The sequence below is a fragment of the Streptomyces sp. NBC_00536 genome (assembly GCF_036346295.1).
Classification (GTDB): Bacteria; Actinomycetota; Actinomycetes; order Streptomycetales; family Streptomycetaceae; genus Streptomyces.
Map to the genome: position 1 here is coordinate 4,057,903 of NZ_CP107819.1, position 17,546 is coordinate 4,075,448.

General features: G+C 69.8%; 17 protein-coding genes. 10 read left to right on the forward strand and 7 right to left on the reverse strand.

Annotation, left to right across the window (positions count from 1 at the left end; genetic code table 11):
- The first annotated feature begins 11 nt into the window (after nt 1–11).
- Entirely contained in the window at nt 12–2,165 is a 2,154-nt protein-coding gene (locus OHS33_RS17700) for a SpoIIE family protein phosphatase (protein ID WP_330331391.1), read from the forward strand.
- Between the two features lie 111 nt (nt 2,166–2,276).
- Nucleotides 2,277–3,356 (forward strand): AI-2E family transporter, encoded by a 1,080-nt coding sequence (locus tag OHS33_RS17705; protein ID WP_330335085.1) that lies wholly within the window; start codon nt 2,277–2,279, stop codon nt 3,354–3,356.
- A gap of 54 nt (nt 3,357–3,410) precedes the next feature.
- Here OHS33_RS17705 and OHS33_RS17710 read toward each other — a convergent pair whose 3' ends face one another.
- The 7 genes from OHS33_RS17710 to OHS33_RS17740 form a co-directional block, all read right to left on the reverse strand.
- Nucleotides 3,411–4,406: a pirin family protein gene (locus OHS33_RS17710; RefSeq protein ID WP_330331392.1), complete on the reverse strand. Its 996-nt coding sequence runs from the start codon at nt 4,404–4,406 to the stop codon at nt 3,411–3,413.
- A gap of 113 nt (nt 4,407–4,519) precedes the next feature.
- On the reverse strand, nt 4,520–5,953 hold the full coding sequence (locus OHS33_RS17715; protein WP_330331393.1) for a hypothetical protein: 1,434 nt from the start codon (nt 5,951–5,953) through the stop codon (nt 4,520–4,522).
- Nucleotides 5,954–6,292: 339 nt separating this feature from the next.
- On the reverse strand, nt 6,293–6,682 hold the full coding sequence (locus tag OHS33_RS17720; RefSeq protein WP_330331394.1) for a hypothetical protein: 390 nt from the start codon (nt 6,680–6,682) through the stop codon (nt 6,293–6,295).
- 112 nt (nt 6,683–6,794) lie between these two features.
- Nucleotides 6,795–7,763, reverse strand: coding sequence for an ArsR/SmtB family transcription factor (locus tag OHS33_RS17725; RefSeq protein ID WP_330331395.1), 969 nt, complete (start codon nt 7,761–7,763; stop codon nt 6,795–6,797).
- 65 nt (nt 7,764–7,828) lie between these two features.
- On the reverse strand, nt 7,829–8,293 hold the full coding sequence (locus OHS33_RS17730; protein WP_330331396.1) for an SseB family protein: 465 nt from the start codon (nt 8,291–8,293) through the stop codon (nt 7,829–7,831).
- 48 nt (nt 8,294–8,341) lie between these two features.
- Nucleotides 8,342–8,545 (reverse strand): DUF397 domain-containing protein, encoded by a 204-nt coding sequence (locus OHS33_RS17735; RefSeq protein ID WP_330331397.1) that lies wholly within the window; start codon nt 8,543–8,545, stop codon nt 8,342–8,344.
- The gene (locus OHS33_RS17740; RefSeq protein WP_330331398.1) at nt 8,526–9,377 is read right to left on the reverse strand and encodes a helix-turn-helix domain-containing protein; all 852 of its coding nucleotides are present in this window, start codon (nt 9,375–9,377) and stop codon (nt 8,526–8,528) included. The genes OHS33_RS17735 and OHS33_RS17740 overlap by 20 nt, the downstream gene beginning before the upstream one ends.
- Before the next feature lie 119 nt (nt 9,378–9,496).
- On the opposite strand from OHS33_RS17740, the gene OHS33_RS17745 reads away from it, so the two are divergent.
- The 8 genes from OHS33_RS17745 to OHS33_RS17780 all read left to right on the forward strand — a co-directional run bounded on the left by OHS33_RS17745 (nt 9,497) and on the right by OHS33_RS17780 (nt 17,462).
- Complete coding sequence (locus OHS33_RS17745; protein ID WP_330331399.1) at nt 9,497–9,721, forward strand: hypothetical protein; 225 nt, start codon at nt 9,497–9,499, stop codon at nt 9,719–9,721.
- On the forward strand, nt 9,718–10,080 hold the full coding sequence (locus OHS33_RS17750) for an ATP-binding protein (protein WP_330331400.1): 363 nt from the start codon (nt 9,718–9,720) through the stop codon (nt 10,078–10,080). Before OHS33_RS17745 ends, OHS33_RS17750 begins: the two co-directional genes overlap by 4 nt.
- 86 nt (nt 10,081–10,166) lie before the next feature.
- Nucleotides 10,167–10,610: a hypothetical protein gene (locus tag OHS33_RS17755; RefSeq protein ID WP_330331401.1), complete on the forward strand. Its 444-nt coding sequence runs from the start codon at nt 10,167–10,169 to the stop codon at nt 10,608–10,610.
- Nucleotides 10,610–12,673 carry a hypothetical protein gene (locus OHS33_RS17760; RefSeq protein ID WP_330331402.1) on the forward strand — a complete coding sequence of 688 codons (2,064 nt, stop codon included), beginning with the start codon at nt 10,610–10,612 and terminating at the stop codon, nt 12,671–12,673. The genes OHS33_RS17755 and OHS33_RS17760 overlap by 1 nt, the downstream gene beginning before the upstream one ends.
- Nucleotides 12,670–13,224 (forward strand): hypothetical protein, encoded by a 555-nt coding sequence (locus OHS33_RS17765; protein WP_330331403.1) that lies wholly within the window; start codon nt 12,670–12,672, stop codon nt 13,222–13,224. The genes OHS33_RS17760 and OHS33_RS17765 overlap by 4 nt, the downstream gene beginning before the upstream one ends.
- 145 nt (nt 13,225–13,369) lie before the next feature.
- Nucleotides 13,370–15,196 (forward strand): acyl-CoA dehydrogenase, encoded by a 1,827-nt coding sequence (locus tag OHS33_RS17770; RefSeq protein WP_330331404.1) that lies wholly within the window; start codon nt 13,370–13,372, stop codon nt 15,194–15,196.
- Nucleotides 15,197–15,328: 132 nt separating this feature from the next.
- Entirely contained in the window at nt 15,329–16,057 is a 729-nt protein-coding gene (locus OHS33_RS17775) for a hypothetical protein (RefSeq protein WP_330331405.1), read from the forward strand.
- A gap of 112 nt (nt 16,058–16,169) precedes the next feature.
- A complete protein-coding gene (locus tag OHS33_RS17780) occupies nt 16,170–17,462 on the forward strand; it encodes a M18 family aminopeptidase (RefSeq protein WP_330331406.1) in 1,293 nt (430 codons plus the stop codon).
- Nucleotides 17,463–17,546: the final 84 nt, after the last annotated feature.

The following is a 17,546-nucleotide window of genomic DNA, read 5'->3' on the forward strand; positions in this document are numbered from 1 at the left end:
AAGATGACTAAATGCGCACCGAGGACGTCCTGGCGGCGATCGCCACCGGTCTGTGGCGCTGGGACAACGCCTCCGGAACGGTCACCCTCGACGGTGAAGCCGCCCGGCTCCTCGGCCTGCCCGCCGAGCCCGTCACCCTGCCCGAAGTCTCCGTCCGGTCCCGGTTCCACCCGGTGGACTGGAACGAGATCAACGGCATCGTCAACCTCGCCGTCGCCGAGGGCACCCTCGCCGAGGCCCGGCTGCGGATCATGGACGTGGACGGGCGGGTCATGCGGACCGTGCGCAGCCGCTCCAAACCGGTGGCGAACGTCTCGGCGGACGGCCGGACCGACTACGAGCTGATCGGCACGATCCAGGAGATAGCCGAGCCGCAGCCGGGCACCACAGCCGTGCACACCCCCATCACCGGCGACTGGCGGCGCTCCCGCGAGGCGTTCCTGCTGGACGCGGGCCGGGCACTGGCGGAGGCCCGGTCCACGGCCGAGGTGCTGCGGGTGGCGGCCTCGCTGTCGATGCCCGGGTTCAGCCCGGACGGGCTGGCCGTCTTCGGGATGGCCGGGGACCGGCTGTCGATCATCGGGCACCACGGGCACGACGCCGGGGACGAGACCCCCTTCGCGGACATGCGGATGGACACCGACTATCCGGCCGCGGAGGTCGTCCGTACCGGCCGGGCGATCTACCTCCCCACCCCGGAGGACTACAAACGGCGCTTTCCGGCCACCTGGCCGCTCGCCCAGCGCTTCGGCCGCACCTCCTGGGCCTTCCTCCCGCTGATCGTCGCCGGGCGCACCATGGGCGCCTGGATGGCCGCCTTCAAGCACCCGGTGTCCTTCTCCCCCGACGAGCGCTCGGTGCTCACCACGGTGGCGCGGATGCTCGCGCAGGCGCTCCAGCGCGCCGGGGTGGCCGAATCCGAGCGGGAACTCACCACCGGCCTCCAGCGGTCGATGATGCCGCAGCTCGGCCCGGAGATCCCGGGCATGACCATCGCCGCCCGCTACGTCCCGACCGGCGGCGGCCTCCAGGTCGGCGGCGACTGGTACGACATGATCCCGCTGCCGTCGGGCCGGTTCGCCCTGGTCATCGGGGACGTCCAGGGCCACGACGTGCGCGCCGCGGGCCTGATGGGCCAGCTGCGGATCGCCGTACGGGCCTACGCGTCCGAGGGGCACCGCCCGGACGCCGTGCTCTCCCGGGCCTCCCGCTTCCTCGCCGGGATCACCGATTCCTACGAGGAGGGGGACCACCTCAGCCCGCGCTTCGCGACCTGCCTGTACGTCGAGTGCGACCCGGAGACGGGCCTGCTGGAGATCGCCCGGGCGGGCCACCCCGACCCGGCGGTCCGGATGACCGACGGCACGGTGCTGATGCGCCCGACGGCGGGCGGGCTGCCGCTCGGGATCGTCGCCGACACCGACTATCCGACGACCCGGTTCACCCTGGAGCCCGGCGAGACGATGATGCTGTGCACGGACGGCCTGATCGAGACCGGCGGGCACGACCTGGACACCGGCTGGGCGCGGCTGCGCGCGATCCTGGAGTCCGACACGCACACGGCGGCGCACGAGGGCGAGAGCCTGGAGAAGCTCGCCGACCTGCTGGTCTCCGCCGTCCACGGACCGTCCTCGCACCACACCACCGGCCCGCTCGCCGACCGCCGCGAGGACGACATCGCCGTGGTGCTGCTGTGCCGCGAGGGCCCCGGCTGCGGCTGCGGCACCCCGCTCACGCACACGCCCCGCCCCGTCCGCCGCACGATGCTGACCGTGGCCCAGGCGGAGCCGCACCGCATCGCGGGCGCCCGTCAGCAGATCCGCGAGCTGCTGCACGACTGGTCGGACGAGGACCAGCTGGACTCGGCGGTGCTGATGGTCTCCGAGATGGTCACCAACGTCCTGATGCACACGGACGGCGACGCGCTGCTCATGGCCGAGGCCATCGGCGAACTCGGCGAACGGCGCCTGCGGATCGAGGTCGCCGACTCCAGCGACGAGCCCCCGCACAAACGCCACCCCGGCGAAATGGCCTCCAGCGGCCGGGGCGTGCTGCTGATGGAGATGCTGGCGGACACCTGGGGCGTGGACCCGCGCGGCGAGGGCAAGTCGATCTGGTTCGAACTGAACGAACAGGCGAAACCGGATTCCCTGCCGGGCCTCTGAGCCCCGGCAGGGCACATTTCAGCCCCGCCGGCGTTTGAGGCGCCCCCGGAGGGCGGGGTCCGGGGCGGAGCCCCGGGAGGCGGCCCCCAGCGGCCTACGCTGGGCAGGGTGATCAGCTCCCTCCTCCCCGAGCCCGCCAGGCGGCTAGCCGCTTGGTGCACCCTCACCCTCCTCGTATCCGGCGTCGTGGCCGTCTTCCTCTGGCTCTGCGACGTCTTCCAGACCGCCGTGACCCCCGTCCTGCTGGCCCTCCTCGGCACCGCCCTGCTGCGCCCGCTGCACCACCGCCTGGTCCGGATGAAGGTGAACCGGTCGCTGGCCGCGGCCCTGACCTGCCTCGCCATCGTCGCGGTGGTCGGCGGGGCCTCGTACGTAGTGGTCGCCGCGATCGTCGACACCGGCGACCAGATCGTCGGGGCCCTGCGCCGCGCGGGCGAGGGCCTCTCCGAGCACTTCGGGGCGGCCGGGACCTCCCTCACCGACCTCGCGAAGAACGCCAAGGAGCTGCTGGCCCGCTTCGGCGGTACGGCCGCCTCCGGGGTGATCACCGGCATCAGCGTGGTCGGCGAGGTCTTCGCCACCGCGATCCTGGCCCTGCTGCTGGTCTTCTTCTTCCTCCGCGACTCCCACCGCGCGGCGGAAGGGCTGCGCTCGCTCGCGCCGCGCTCCGCCGGTGACACGGTGGAGGCGATGGCCCGCCGCGCGTTCCAGGCGGTCGAGGGCTTCATGCGCGGGACCACGGTGATCGCCCTGATCGACGCCGTCTGCATCACCATCGGCCTGCTGGTGCTCCGGGTGCCGGGCGCGGTGGGGCTGGGCGCGCTGGTCTTCGTCGGCGCGTACGTCCCGTACCTCGGCGCGTTCTTCTCCGGCGCGGTGGCGGTCCTGGTCGCCTTCGCGGACCGGGGCTGGGTGATCGGGCTGTGGACGCTGGGCGTGGTGCTCGCCGTACAGGTGCTGGAGGGCAATGTGCTCCAGCCGATGATCCAGAGCCGTACCGTCCAGATGCATCCGGCGGTGGTGCTGCTGGCGATCACGGCGGGCGCGAGCGTGGCCGGGGTCCTGGGCATGCTGCTGGCCGTACCGCTGGCGGCGGCCGCCTTCGGGGTGCTGTCGGAACTGCGGACCCGGTACACGGCCGAGGCGCCGCTTCCCGAGGCGCCGCTCCCCGGACCAGAGGCCTCCGCATAGCCCGAAGGGCTCCCCGCGGGGAGCCCTTCGGTCGCGCTGGACGAAGGCGGCAGGTCAGTCGTCCGCCTGTCCGGCGCCGCGGTGGCCCAGACCCGTCCGCGCGGTGGTGGGGATGCGCCCCAGCCGTCCCGCCTGGAAGTCGTCGAAGGCCTGCTGCAGCTCGTGCTGGCTGTTCATCACGAACGGCCCGTAGTGCGCCATCGGCTCCCGGATCGGCTGCCCGCCGAGGAGTACGACCTCCAGGTCGGGGGCGTTGGAGTCCTGGGCCTCGTCCGCCCGGACCGTGAGCGAGCCGCCCTCGCCGAAGACGACCGTCTGCCCGGTGTGCACCGGGCGGCGGTCCGTGCCGACGCTGCCGCGCCCGGCCATGACGTAGGCGAGGGCGTTGAAGTCCGCGCGCCACGGGAGGGTGACCTGCGCGCCCGGGGTGATGGTCGCGTGGATCATCGTGATGGGGGTGTGGGTGATGCCGGGGCCCTGGTGACCATCCAGCTCACCGGCGATGACGCGCAGCAGCGCGCCGCCGTCGGGGGTGGAGAGCAGCTGGACCTGGCCGCCGCCGATGTCCTGGTAGCGCGGGGGCATCATCTTGTCGGAGGCCGGGAGGTTGACCCACAGCTGGAGGCCGTGGAACAGCCCGCCGGACAGGACGAGGGACTCCGGCGGGGCCTCGATGTGCAGGAGGCCCGAGCCGGCGGTCATCCACTGGGTGTCGCCGCCGTTGATGACTCCGCCGCCGCCGTTGCTGTCCTGGTGGACGAAGGTTCCGTCGATCAGGTAGGTGACGGTCTCGAAGCCGCGGTGGGGGTGCCAGGGGGTGCCCTTGGGCTCGCCCGGCGCGTACTCCACCTCGCCCATCTGGTCCATCATGATGAACGGGTCGAGGTACTGGTAGTTGATCCCGGCGAACGCGCGGCGCACCGGGAATCCCTCGCCCTCGAAACCACCGGGAGCGGTCGTGACGGCCAGCACCTTGCGGGCGGTCGTCTCCTGGTCGGGCTCGGCGACGCGGGGGAGCGTCAGCGGGTTCTCCACAGTCACAGCAGGCATGGTCGGGACCTCCTTCTGGCGTCGAGTTTAGTTGAAACTCGAACTTTCCGCCATGCCTGACAGAACAGAGGGGGCGCCGGGATCATTCCCCCGGGTCCCGTGACCACCTCGCGTCACGGGCTCGGCTGGCTCGGGGTCTGCTCCGGGGTCGCGACACCCTTCGCGGAGCGGGCCTTCTCCAGGAGCCCCTTGAAGGGGGTCCAATCCGTGGAGCCACGCACCTCCGAGAAGCCGTACCGGTCAAGGATCGGTTTGCTGAAATCAAGACGTACAGGATCGAAGACGATCGTGTCACCCGGCGGCGATACGGCCACATCTATACGCGACCAATTACCTGGCATCCGCCACGCTGTAATGCGCTGCCGACCTCGGGTTATATTGAGGATCTCACTACTGTTCGAGATGCCGGACTCATTTACATATGATGCCGCATCCGGCACTGCGGCAGCCCGTTTTCCTGCCTTCTTGAACTCCTCGACCGTCACGCGGCTTTTCCCGAACTCAGGAGGCAGTGTCATTCTGTCTTTCCTGATCACGTACACCTCGGCCTGAGCCCCGATCACCTCATAATCGACCTTGCCGGGATCCTTGATCTCGACAACCACGTCCTGTGCGATTTCCTCCCCTGGATTCAGCTCGCGACCCGCCGGTGTGACGAACTCGCCATCGTGGATCAATTTGTAGGCAAATCCATCCTTGGCAATATTGTTCGCGGGCCCGCCGTGGATCCAGTAGATGCTGCCGAGGACGTAGACCGGAATTTTGCCGTCATTCTTCACGTACACATGGACTGCCACCTCCATCGCCGCCCGCGCGTTGTCCATGCTCGCCTCTTTGAACTCGGCCCCAGTCACGATCAGCGGGGCCGTCACATAGGGAACATAAATCTGTGAATATGCCAGGTTGACTCCGGCGAGAAGGGTGGGAATGATCGCCCCGATCACGATGTGCCGGGGATTGGGGAAACCCTTCCATACCCGCGACCTGATGAGGTGGATCCCCGCCACTACAGACCCGGCGAGGAAGGATATCCCAATCGTGGACCAGCCGTTGAAACGCTCACCCCTCCGCAGAAGGAGAAGTGAGGAGCTGGCGAGAAAAACGATCAGAACTCCGGCCAGAACGGCCAACCCCGAATAGCGACTTTTACGCTTGTGCCAATAATCGAGAGTTGCCGCTGCGGCAATCAATGCCACCAGGGCCGCAGCCAGCACGGTATATCCTGCGAGTCGCTCGCCGAAGGTCAGGGCGTTACCGCCGTCCGCCCAGCCGACCCTGAAAAGCAAGCATGCGGTCAAGAGAAAGCCGATGAACATGATGCTGCCGACTGTTCTCCGCTGCACTGCTCGATCCGGCCAGACGGTGCTGTCCCCGCCGATCCAATGGACGGGCTGCCCGAATTCCATCCCGGCATGTCGCAGGAATCTCTGGAGCTCTCCGGGGGACCGCACCTTGCCCGCGGGCTTGTGATCGATCGTGACTTTCCGCCAGCCAAGGCCATCAGGCGGCCCTACGGTTACCTCGGTTCCCTCGGGCGCGTTCGCCATGACACCAGCTTCGCCCCGCACCGCGGGAGGCGCCCCTGGAACGGGGTGCGCTCGACGTGGTGCGGGGCGAAGCTGGTGTCATGACGAGTTGGTGTCGCTGATCCTCACAGGAGTTCCCATGCGTACACGGCTTCTCGGCTTCATCGCCTCCGTGGTTCTGGCTGTTCTCGGCGCCATGGGGGCCCCTGCACAGGCTGCTGCACCTGCCGTCACCGGGCCGGATTGTGTGGCCGGCGGAGGCACGCTGCAGTACGACTCCGTCGCCCCCGCATGGGTCTGCGTAGGTGGCACACACAACCACAAAACGATTACCTGAAACCGGCGTTGGCACTCACCGGCTCAGCAGTGGCGCATGCCGTACGCGCCCGGGTTGGCGTCGAAGGAAGACGACGTTGAGACCACGGAGGCCGGAACCATCCCGAAGTTCGAGTTCACGTCGCCGTACGCGCCGTACCAGGTGTTGTTGCCCCCGTCGTGGTAATCGCCCTTCGTCCAGCATTCGAAGGTGCTCGGGTTGCTGGTGAGCGTGTTCGCCCACGGAGCGTTGAAGCTCGCCCACCGGAACATGTCGACGTACGGCGTGTTCCCACAGGAGAGCCTGCCCCCGCTGATCACCTTGCACTCGGTGGCCGCCTCCGCCGGTGCCGCCGCCAGGACCCCCGTACCCAGCGCCAGCACGCTCGTCGCGACGAGTGCCACTGCCTTGCCACGGATCGACGTACGCGTCATTCCTGCCTCCTCGGCTGTGGCGGGGGGTCCCCCGTGGATCCCCCCGCTGCGCCGATACTCCGCCGCGTCCGGGCCCGGGCGCGATGGTTTCGGTCCCCGCCGAAATGTGGGTTCAGCCGCCGCTGTGCAGCAGGTCCACGCCCAGGCCGGTGGCCGAGTGGAGGACCGCCTTGCCGTCGCGGCGGGTGGTGATCAGGCCCGCCGCGCGCAGGGTGCGGGTGTGCTCCGAGACGGAGGGCAGGCTGATGTCGAGGTCGCGGGCCAGTTCGCTGGTGGTCCGCTGCTGGACCAGCAGGGTCAGTACGGCCGCCCGCGTGCGCCCCAGCAGGGCGTCCAGCGAACCCTCCGCCCGCCCCGGCGGGACCAGTGGCAGGGGCGTCAGCGCCGGGTAGATCAGCAGGTGAGAGCCGTCGGGGTGGCCCGCCAGCAGCGGCCGGCCCGTCCAGAACGGCGACGGCATCAGCGTCAGCCCGCGCCCCGCCAGCCGGACCTCGAAGTCCGGTGGCCGCCCGACCTCGAAGACCGTGCCCGACCAGCTGGCGGCCGGGTGCGTACTGGCCAGGGCCGCCTTGATCCCGTGCGTGGCCAGCAGCCGCGCGCGCCAGGCGACGTCCGCCCGGAAGGACTGGCCGATCGCCGCCCACTGCGGGACGATCACCGCCCGGTGGGCCGCCCGCAGCGCGCCCTCCAGCAGCTCCCAGGACTCCCGGTCCCCGTCCCGCAGCCCGCGCAGCCAGGGCGCGGTGGCCGCCTTGCTGCGGCTGCGGGCGAGGATCCGGGTCAGCTCCTCGTCCCCGACCAGCGGCGCGGCCAGGCGTACGGCGTCCAGCGCCTCCTCGAAGTCCCGCACCGGCGGCTCCACGAAGGGCGGGTTGTCACCGTCCGGGCGCAGCAGTTCCAGCAGCGGCAGCGCGGCCCCGGGCAGCTCCCGGCCCAGCCGCTGGCGCCAGCGCCCGAAGACCTCGGGCGCGTCGGTCCGCTGCGCGGCCACCAGGGCCAGCGCCAGCTCGAAGAGCGGCAGCGGCTCGGCGGCGAACCGGACGCCCAGCAGATCCTCGGCGGTGAAATGGACCCTGAGCACGCGCGCGTCCCCCCAGCAGCCCGGCCCGGCCGGGACCGGCCCGGCCCGTCCTTCCCCGTCCGTCCCTAGCCGTACATGCGGCGCATGGCGTAGTCGACCATCTGCTCCACGGCCTTCGCGTCGAAGACCATCCGGTGGTCGCCCTCCATGTCGAGGACGAAGCCGTAGCCGGTGGGCAGCAGGTCGATCACCTCGGCGCCGGTGATGATGAAGTGCTTGGACTCCTTGCCCGCGTACCGGCGCAGTTCCTTGAGCGTGGTGAACATCGGGATCACCGGCTGCTGCGTGTTGTGCAGGGCCAGGAAACCGGGGGTGTCCCCGCGCGGGCAGTAGACCTTCGAGGTCGCGAAGATCTGCTGGAAGTCCTCGGCGGCGAGCTGACCGGTCGTGAAGGCCCGCACCGCGTCCGCGAGCGTCGGCGGCGAGGGCTCGGGGTACAGCGGCGGCTGCTGCCCGTAGCCCTGCTGGGGCGGGGGCTGCTGCGGCGCGTACTGCTGCCCCGCGCTCACGTTCTGGTCGTAGCCGTACATGGGCCGAAGCCTACCGAGGCCGGGGGCCGCCGGGGCGTCGAGTTCCGGTCAGTGGGCCTTCAGCCCGCGTACGAACGGTGCCCAGGCCCCGGCCGAGACCACCAGGACGGGCCCGTCCTCGACCTTGGAGTCCCGGACAGGGACGATCCCGACAAGGCCGTCGGCCACCTCGACGCACTCACCACCCGTGCCGTTACTGAAGCTGCTCTTGCGCCAGCGCGCGGCGCGCAAGTCAAGTCCGGTGCGTGCCATTTCGGTAGTCCTCTGCCGCAGCGTCGAGAAGGTCCAGGGACGCCTCCGGCGGCAAAGCGGCGGCCCTCAGCAGATCGTATGACCTGCGGTACTCCTTCACGAGGGGCGGAAAGTCGATCAGTTGCCCACTGTGCAGGCTCTCCACGTAGACCAGTGGAGGTGCGTCCGAAAACGTCATCACCCTGGCCATCCCCATCATGAGCGAGTGCGCGCCGGCCGTTTGCGGGACCACTTGCAGAATGGACCGCGTCCGGCGGATCACCATCGCAATGTGTTCCAGGAGCTCGGCCATCTGACCCGATGGCAAGACCGGACGGCGGAGCACCGACTCGTCCAGTACCGCCCAGAAGTCTGGCGGGCACTCCCGGTCAAAGAGCTTCGCTCGTCCCATCCGGGCGACCACCAGCTTTTCGATCGCTGCGTCGGTCGTGCGGGGCATCGCGGCCCGGCTGATCGCCCACGCGTAGTCGGGCGTCTGGAGCAACCCAGGAACGAGCATCGGCGCCCAGTCCTCGATCGTCTCGGCGTACGGCTCCATCTCCGCGACGTCCGCGAAGTACTCCGCGTGCCCGGACTGCTTCGCCTTGCGCGCATCTTCACAGCGGCGCTCGAAAAAGCCGTCCGTCCCCAGCTTCCCGTCCACGTGACGGGCCAGATCCACCGGCATGCGGCGCTCGCCGCGCTCGATCTGGCTCAGGAACGGGACCCCGCGGAAGCTGCCCTCCGCCAGCTGCTCCAGCGTGAACCCCGCGGCTTCCCGCTTGTAGCGCAGCTCGGCGCCGTAGAAGGAGGGCACGTTCGCGGACGCGTCCGGGTCCTTGCGAGCAGGCACAACCCACCACCGCCATTTGCCACTTGTCCAGCGCAACCGGAAACCCTTCCCACGGTACGCCGACCCACACCACGCTGTGAGGAGTTCGTCACACCCCGTACACCAGCGCAGGAGACCCCATGAGCGACCACGACAGCGACGACGCCGCACGCGAGTGCATGATCCGGCTCCGCGAGGCCCTCGCAGAACACGGGATCACGCTCCCCTCCCTCGGCCTCGACCTGCCGACCTTCGCCAGCATCTACCTCACCCCGCCCCTGATCAGCCTCGGCAACTGCAACGTCAAGACCGCCGCCCAGCTGACGGCAGTCCTCCGCACCGCCGCCGCGACGACCGCCAGGTGACGGCACTCACCGTCGAGCTGCTCGCCCTCCCCACGGCAGTGGGCCAGGCGCGGCGCGCGGTCCAACACCACGGCCCCGACGTCGCGCTCTGCGTCAGCGAGCTGCTGACCAACGTGATCACGCACGTCGGCGAGGGCACCCCCGTCACCCTGCACGTCAGAGCCACAGCCGACGGCCGGACCCGGGTGGAGGTCACCGACCCCGACCCCCGCGCATGGCCCGTACTCCGGCACGCGACGGCCGAGGACGAATCGGGGCGCGGCCTGGCCCTGTTGGCGGCCGTCTCACTGCGCTGGGGCGTACTCCAGGGACCGGCCGGCAAAACCGTCTGGTGCGAGGTGCGCCCACCCCCCCGCTGACGAATGCCCCTGGGGGCCAGGGCGTGGCGCGTACTAGCCTGGCCGGGATCGATCCGATGAAGTCACGTTCGCGCGGGGGGAATCTGGTGTCGTTCGACCAGGAATGGGCGGAAGTACGCGCCTCGGTAGCCGACAAGCAGACGGGCATGCGGCTCAATCACGTGCCCGCCGAAGATGGTGGTGGGCCCACGCCCCAAGGGGATCTGGTCGTCACCCAGCAGGACCTGGCCGCCGTCGGTGACGCGGCGTTCAAGCTGCACCAGCGGCTGAACACCGACGGGGACCACGCGAAGGCCAGTACCTACGAGGCGGCCGGGTCCCTCAAGCAGGGCTTCGCGCTCGGCGGGGCGCTGTCGACCGTGGCCGACAAGTGGAACACGCAGGTCAACACCCTGCTGGAGGCCTGCGCGCACATCTCCAACCACCTCGACTACACGCAGAACGCGCACGCCGAGGGCGAGTACTGGATCGCGACGCAGCTCAAGTACGAACAGCTGGACAAGGGCTTCGAGGAAAGGGCGCAGCACTGATGGACCTCGAAGCACTCCGGAACGCGGACTTCACCAAACTCGCCACCGCCGTGGCCGACTGGTCCGCGATGGTCACCAAGCTCAAGGCGCTCGCTGAGGACGCCCGCACCGACATGGGCGGCAAGGCCACCAAGGCGAACTGGGCCGGTGTGAACGCCACCGTGACCCGGGAGTTCATCGGCAAGACCGCCAAGGAGTTCGGTGACGCGGCGACCGAGGCCGACAGCGTCCGCAACATCCTGAGCGACACCCACGGCGAGCTGGTCGGCTTCAAGACCGAACTGAACAACACGATCGAGCAGGCCCTGGCCCGGAACCTGACCGTGGTGAGCACCGGCAACGGCGGCTTCACGGTCAGCATGAACATCCACCCGGACCGCGCCGCCAAGGGCCACCCCGTGCCCGAGCACACCGTGGCCGACGAGATCGCGCTGCGCGACACGGTCCAGGGCATCCTGCAGCGGGCCACCGAGAGCGACACCACTGCTGCCCAGGCCCTGTCCATGCTGGTCAGCCAGAACCCGTACGGCTTCTCCGACGCCAGCTATTACAACCGGGACGTGGCCGCGGCGGCGATCAAGGACGCGGAGCGGATCGCGAACCTCCTCAAGAAGAAGGGCGACGACCTGACGCCCGAGGAGTTCGACGAGCTGAACAAGGACCTGGCCGCGCACAAGGACGACCGGCTGTTCCAGGAGGAGTTCGCGACCACGCTCGGCCCGCGTGGGCTGCTGGACTTCTGGGCGGACCTCTCGGACCCCTCCGACGGCGGCACCCTCCAGCGGGCCCGGCACGACCAGCTCGGCGATTTCCAGAAGAACCTCAGCTTCACGCTGGCCGGAGCCACCCAGTCCGACAGCCCGGCCATGCGCGCCTGGGAGGACGAGATGGTCAAGCAGGGCGACCAGATGGTCCAGACGCGCGGCACGCGGGTCTACGGCTTCCAGCTGATGAGCAACCTGATGCGCAACGGCGACTGGGACAACCGCTTCCTGAACGACTACGGGAACGCGCTCGTGGCCACCGAGAAGAAGATGAAGATGCCGGACCACTACTGGAACAGCGGCACCCCGCCGATGCCGAAGATGAACTTCATCGGCGAGGACTTCGGCCGCGACCCGATGACCGGCTTCATGACCGGCCTCGCGAACAGCCCCAACGCGGCGACCGAGTTCTTCAACACGACGCAGCCGACGGACAACGCGCAGTACGTCCTCAAGGACCGGCCCGTCTTCGACGACACCCCGCTGAACAGCCACGACGGCAACTCCTCGCGCGAGGCGACCGGCAACGCCCTGGTCGCGGCCGCGACGGGCCAGAACCCGCTCGACCCCAACTCCGCGCAGGTCGACCTCTCTCCCGACCACCGCAAGGTGCTGGACCGCTCGCTGAACTACCTCTCGCAGGCGGGGAACGACTTCCCGCCCGAGATGCGCGACGACATGGCGAAGGTCCTGTCCCGGCACAGCGACGTGGTCGGCCACACCGCCAGCACCCTCGCCGACGACGCGAGCGATCCCCGGCTCCTCGACCGCAAGGAACTGCTGGAGGTCAGCAAGCAGGTCTCCCGCGACCAGAACGCCTACGGCATGCTCAACGAGGCCATGAACCGCGAGATGATCAGCGACATCCACACGGGCGTGCCCACGGACCAGAAGGAGACGCTGCTGCGGGCCGGGGCCACGGTCGGGTTCATGGAGGAGGCCCGGTACCAGGCGATCCAGACCGACAAGGACGACCCCAGCTGGGACGCGAAGTGGCTCTACCACGGCTTCGGCGCGGCGGCGAACTTCATCCCCGTCGTCGGCGACGTCGCGCAGCGCGGTGTCGACGCGCTCGCCTACCAGTGGCAGCTCGACGAGCAGGCCCGCATCAACGCCGACATCAGCCGCCAGAACGGCGAGACCTTCACGGTCCGCGAACGGCAGCTCCAGGCGCTCGCCGACGAATGGGCCGCGACCAACGCGCACCCCGGCGAGAACCGCTACACCCTCACCCACCAGATCAACGGCGCCGCCTTCGACGGCAACCAGCGCGCCTCCGGACTGGCGGGCAACGGATGAGGCACCGCCCCCGCTCCCGCTCCCTCGCGGCCCTGCCCGCCGCCGCCCTGCTCGTCACCCTGGCGGGGTGCGGCGGGCAGGGCAGGGACTACGCCGTTCCGGACGCCGCCTGCGGGGTCGGCGTGGGCTCCGCGGTCCTCGCCCCCCTGCTGCCGCCCGGCAAGGCCCTGCGGGCCGAGCCGGTGGACCTCGGGCAGGGCAGCGCGCACTGCACGCTCTCGGTGGACGCGAAGCCCGCGCTCTCCCTGAAGACGGACGTCACCACCGAGGTGACGGACCTGCCCAAGGTCATCCAGGAGAAGGTCAACCGGGCCGGGCACCCCGCGAAGATCACCGCCGGGCCCGCGGGCGAGGCGTGGGTGGCGGACTCCCTGGCCCTGGCGACCGCGAAGTGCACCTACCAGGGCGCCCCGCACGTCTTCATCGCCGAGGCGTCCACGCCGGCCAAGACCGACGACGTCAAGAAGCGGCGCGAGGCGCTGACCGCCTTCATGAAGGCGTACCTGCCCGCCGCGCAGAAGGCGGTGGGCTGCACGCCCGGGCCCTCTTGAGCGGCTCTCCAGCGTTTCTGGCTTGATGCTGGTCACAGTCGTCAAGCAAGGGTTGCGCCTTATTACCCGCGGGTAGCATCATGACATTACTGATTGGTAAGTACGAGGAACCTGTCTCCCCGATCCTTAAAACGGAGCCGTAGCCATGGGGCACTACAAGTCGAATCTGCGCGACATCGAGTTCAACCTGTTCGAGGTGCTCGGCCGCGACAAGCTGTACGGCACCGGCCCGTTCGGGGAGATGGACACCGAGACCGCCAAGAGCGTCCTGTCCGAGCTGGCCCGCCTCGCCGAGAACGAGCTGGCCGCGTCCTTCACCGACGCCGACCGCAACCCGCCGGTCTTCGACCCGGCCACCAACACCGCGCCCGTCCCGGCGTCCTTCAAGAAGAGCTACGAAGCCTTCATGGACTCCGAGTACTGGCGCCTGGGCCTGCCCGAGGAGATCGGCGGCACCACCTCGCCCCGCTCCCTGATCTGGGGCTACGCGGAGCTGCTGCTCGGCTCGAACCCGGCCATCTGGATGTACTCCTCCGGCCCGGCCTTCGCCGGCATCCTCCACGAGGAGGGCAACGAGGCGCAGAAGAAGGTCGCGCAGATCGCAGTCGAGAAGCGCTGGGGCTCCACCATGGTGCTGACCGAGCCCGACGCGGGCTCGGACGTCGGCGCCGGCCGCACCAAGGCCATCGAGCAGGCGGACGGCTCCTGGCACATCGAGGGCGTGAAGCGCTTCATCACCTCGGGCGAGCACGACATGGAGGAGAACATCCTCCACTACGTCCTCGCGCGCCCCGAGGGCCACGGCCCGGGCACGAAGGGGCTCTCGCTCTTCCTGGTGCCCAAGTTCCACTTCGACTGGGAGACCGGCGAGCTGGGCGAGCGCAACGGCGTCTACGCCACGAACGTCGAGCACAAGATGGGCCTCAAGGCCTCGAACACCTGCGAGATGACCTTCGGCGACCAGCACCCCGCCAAGGGCTGGCTGATCGGCGACAAGCACGACGGCATCCGCCAGATGTTCATGATCATCGAGTTCGCCCGGATGATGGTCGGCACGAAGGCCATCGCCACGCTCTCCACCGGCTACCTGAACGCCCTGGAGTACGCCAAGGAGCGCGTGCAGGGTCCGGACCTGGCGAACTTCATGGACAAGACCGCGCCCAAGGTCACCATCACGCACCACCCCGACGTGCGCCGCTCGCTCATGACGCAGAAGGCGTACGCCGAGGGCATGCGCGCCCTGGTCCTGTACACCGCCTCCGTCCAGGACGACATCCAGGTCAAGCAGGCCGCGGGCGAGGACGCCTCCTCCCTCATCGGCCTGAACGACCTGCTCCTGCCGGTCGTGAAGGGCTACGGCTCGGAGAAGTCCTACGAGCAGCTCGCCCAGTCCCTGCAGACCTTCGGCGGCTCCGGCTACCTGCAGGAATACCCGATCGAGCAGTACATCCGGGACGCCAAGATCGACACCCTCTACGAGGGCACCACGGCGATCCAGGGCCAGGACTTCTTCTTCCGCAAGATCGTCCGCGACCAGGGCGCCTCGCTGAACGTCCTGACCGAGACGATCAAGAAGTTCCTCGCCGAGGCCGTCGGCGGCGAAGAGCTGTCCGGCGCCCGCGACGCGCTGGCGAAGGCCGCCGTGGACCTGGAGGCCATCGTCGGCCAGATGGTCACCGACCTCACCGCCACCGGCGAGGACGTCCGCAACATCTACAAGGTCGGCCAGAACACCACCCGCCTGCTGACGGCCTCCGGCGACGTGATCGTCGGATACCTGCTGCTCAAGGGCGCGGCCGTGGCCGCCGAGAAGCTCCCGACGGCCTCCGCCAAGGACGTCGCGTTCTACCAGGGCAAGATCGCCGCGGCGAAGTTCTTCGCCGGTCAGGTCCTCCCGGGCGTCGCGGTCCAGCGCCAGCTCGCCGAGGCCGTCGACAACACCCTGATGGACCTCGACGAGGCCGCCTTCTAAGCCCCGAGAAAGCCCCGAAGGCGGATACCACACACGTACGCGGTGTACGCGCGCCGGCCGGACCCCCAGCTCAGCGGGGGTCCGGCCGACCGCGTGCACGGGTTGTCGGCGGTTCGTGGGACGCTCGTAGGCATGAGCGCACAGGAGCAGCACAGCAGGGGGTACTCGGTCCCGACCGGGCGGCCGTACGCCCTCAAGGAGCTGCAGGCCAAGCTCGGCACCGTCGGTGACCGTGTCCAGGACCTGTACGAGGGCGCGCACCCCGCCGAATACGACGGCATCGCCGACGCGCTCTACACCGCCTTCCAGACCGCCGCGGCGCTGGCTCCCTCCAAGAGCTACACCGGCTGCCCCGAACACCCCAACGGGGCCCTGGACCCGGAGGCCCCCGAAGGCTGGGGCCGCTGCCTGCTCTGCAACGACCGGCGCCGGATGGGCCTGCGCGGCCGCGGCGGGGCGCCCGCCCCCGCGGCGTCGAACGAACAGCGCAGGCTCGGCTACCCCGTACCGGAGCCCCCGTACACGCTCGACAAGCTGCGCCGGTACCTCCGTACGCTCGACGAGACGCGCTTCCACTTGACGGTCTCCTCCCCGGCCGACGAATTCGTCCGGGTCGCCGACGACCTGCACCGCGCCTTCATCGTGGCCCGCGAGCTGTCCCGCCCCCGCAACCCCTCGGGATGCGCCGAACATCCCGGCGCGCCGATGGATCCCGACGCTCCGCCCGGTGAGGCCTGTATCTTCTGCGCCGGACGCAAGAGGCGCGAGCAGCGCTCCGCGCAGACCCCGGAGATGCTCCCGCGCATCCGCCGGGGCGAGCGCAGGCAGCTGCAGCGGCGCTTCGAGCGTCCGCCGGGCTGAGCCGACCGGGATCGCAGTTCACACACCACCGCGCCCTCGTTCTCCGGCTGTCCCGTCGGCTATCCGCCACAGCCCGGCCAGGACGAACACGACCGTCGTTAAGGTGAACCACATGAGCTCTCCCGCCCGCTTCGACCGCGGCCACACCGACGATCTGATGACCTACCTGGCGGCGAGCCCCTCGCCGTACCACGCTGTCGCCAACGCGGGCGAGCGGCTGGAAAAGGCCGGCTTCAGGCAGTTGTCGGAAACGGACGCCTGGGATTCGAGCGCGGGGGGCAAGTTCGTCCTGCGCGGCGGCGCGCTCATCGCCTGGTACGTCCCCGAGGGCGCGGCCGCGCACACCCCGTACCGGATCGTCGGCGCGCACACCGACTCCCCCAACCTCCGCGTCAAGCCGCTTCCTGACACCGGGTCACAGGGCTGGCGGCAGATCGCCGTCGAGGTCTACGGCGGCACCCTGCTCAACACCTGGCTGGACCGGGACCTGGGCCTGGCGGGACGGCTCACCCTGCGCGACGGCACCGAGCGGCTGGTCAACATCGACCGGGCGCTGCTGCGCGTCCCGCAGCTCGCCGTGCACCTGGACCGCTCCGTCAACAGCGACGGCCTCAAGCTGGACAAGCAGCGGCACATGCAGCCGATCTGGGGCCTGGGCGAGGCGCACGAGGGCGACCTCATCGCCTTCCTGGAAGAGGAAGAGGGTCTGCCCCAGGGCTCGGTGGCGGGCTGGGACCTGATGGTCCACTCGATCGAGCCGCCCGCCTACCTGGGCCGGGACCGCGAACTCCTCGCCGGGCCGCGGATGGACAACCTGCTGTCGGTGCACGCGGGCATCGCCGCGCTGGCCGCCGTCTCCACCGCCGAACACCTGGACCACATCCCGGTGCTGGCCGCCTTCGACCACGAGGAGAACGGCTCGCAGTCCGACACGGGCGCGGACGGACCCCTCCTGGGCAATGTGCTGGAACGTTCAGTCTTCGCGCGCGGCGGCAGCTACGAGGACCGTGCGCGCGCCTTCGCGGGCACCATCTGCCTGTCCTCGGACACCGGTCACGCCGTGCACCCCAACTACGGTGAGCGGCACGACCCGACGCACCACCCGCGCGCCAACGGCGGCCCGATCCTCAAGGTCAACGTCAACCAGCGGTACGCGACGGACGGCAGCGGGCGGGCGGTGTTCGCGGCGGCGTGCGAGCGGGCGGGCGTGCCGTGGCAGAGCTTCGTCTCCAACAACTCGATGCCGTGCGGCACGACGATCGGCCCGATCACGGCCGCCCGGCACGGCATCCAGACCGTCGACATCGGTGTCGCGATCCTCTCCATGCACAGCGCGCGCGAACTGTGCGGTGCGGATGACCCGTACCTGCTGGCGAACGCGCTCGTCTCGTTCCTGGAGGGCTGAGCGTTTTAGCCTCGCCGGCGTTTGAGGCGCCCCCGGAGGGCGAACCGAGCCGCAGGCGCCCACGGGCGGAGCCGCTTCCGCTCC

Bases quoted from the DNA above. Each gene is read 5' to 3' on its own strand.
- OHS33_RS17715 (WP_330331393.1), bottom strand. From the start codon at position 5,953: ATGGCGAACGCGCCCGAGGGAACCGAGGTAACCGTAGGGCCGCCTGAT.
- OHS33_RS17745 (WP_330331399.1), top strand. From the start codon at position 9,497: ATGAGCGACCACGACAGCGACGACGCCGCACGCGAGTGCATGATCCGG.
- OHS33_RS17700 (WP_330331391.1), top strand. From the start codon at position 12: ATGCGCACCGAGGACGTCCTGGCGGCGATCGCCACCGGTCTGTGGCGC.
- OHS33_RS17760 (WP_330331402.1), top strand. From the start codon at position 10,610: ATGGACCTCGAAGCACTCCGGAACGCGGACTTCACCAAACTCGCCACC.
- OHS33_RS17770 (WP_330331404.1), top strand. From the start codon at position 13,370: ATGGGGCACTACAAGTCGAATCTGCGCGACATCGAGTTCAACCTGTTC.
- OHS33_RS17710 (WP_330331392.1), bottom strand. From the start codon at position 4,406: ATGCCTGCTGTGACTGTGGAGAACCCGCTGACGCTCCCCCGCGTCGCC.
- OHS33_RS17780 (WP_330331406.1), top strand. From the start codon at position 16,170: ATGAGCTCTCCCGCCCGCTTCGACCGCGGCCACACCGACGATCTGATG.
- OHS33_RS17775 (WP_330331405.1), top strand. From the start codon at position 15,329: ATGAGCGCACAGGAGCAGCACAGCAGGGGGTACTCGGTCCCGACCGGG.
- OHS33_RS17735 (WP_330331397.1), bottom strand. From the start codon at position 8,545: ATGGCACGCACCGGACTTGACTTGCGCGCCGCGCGCTGGCGCAAGAGC.
- OHS33_RS17765 (WP_330331403.1), top strand. From the start codon at position 12,670: ATGAGGCACCGCCCCCGCTCCCGCTCCCTCGCGGCCCTGCCCGCCGCC.
- OHS33_RS17730 (WP_330331396.1), bottom strand. From the start codon at position 8,293: ATGTACGGCTACGACCAGAACGTGAGCGCGGGGCAGCAGTACGCGCCG.
- OHS33_RS17720 (WP_330331394.1), bottom strand. From the start codon at position 6,682: ATGACGCGTACGTCGATCCGTGGCAAGGCAGTGGCACTCGTCGCGACG.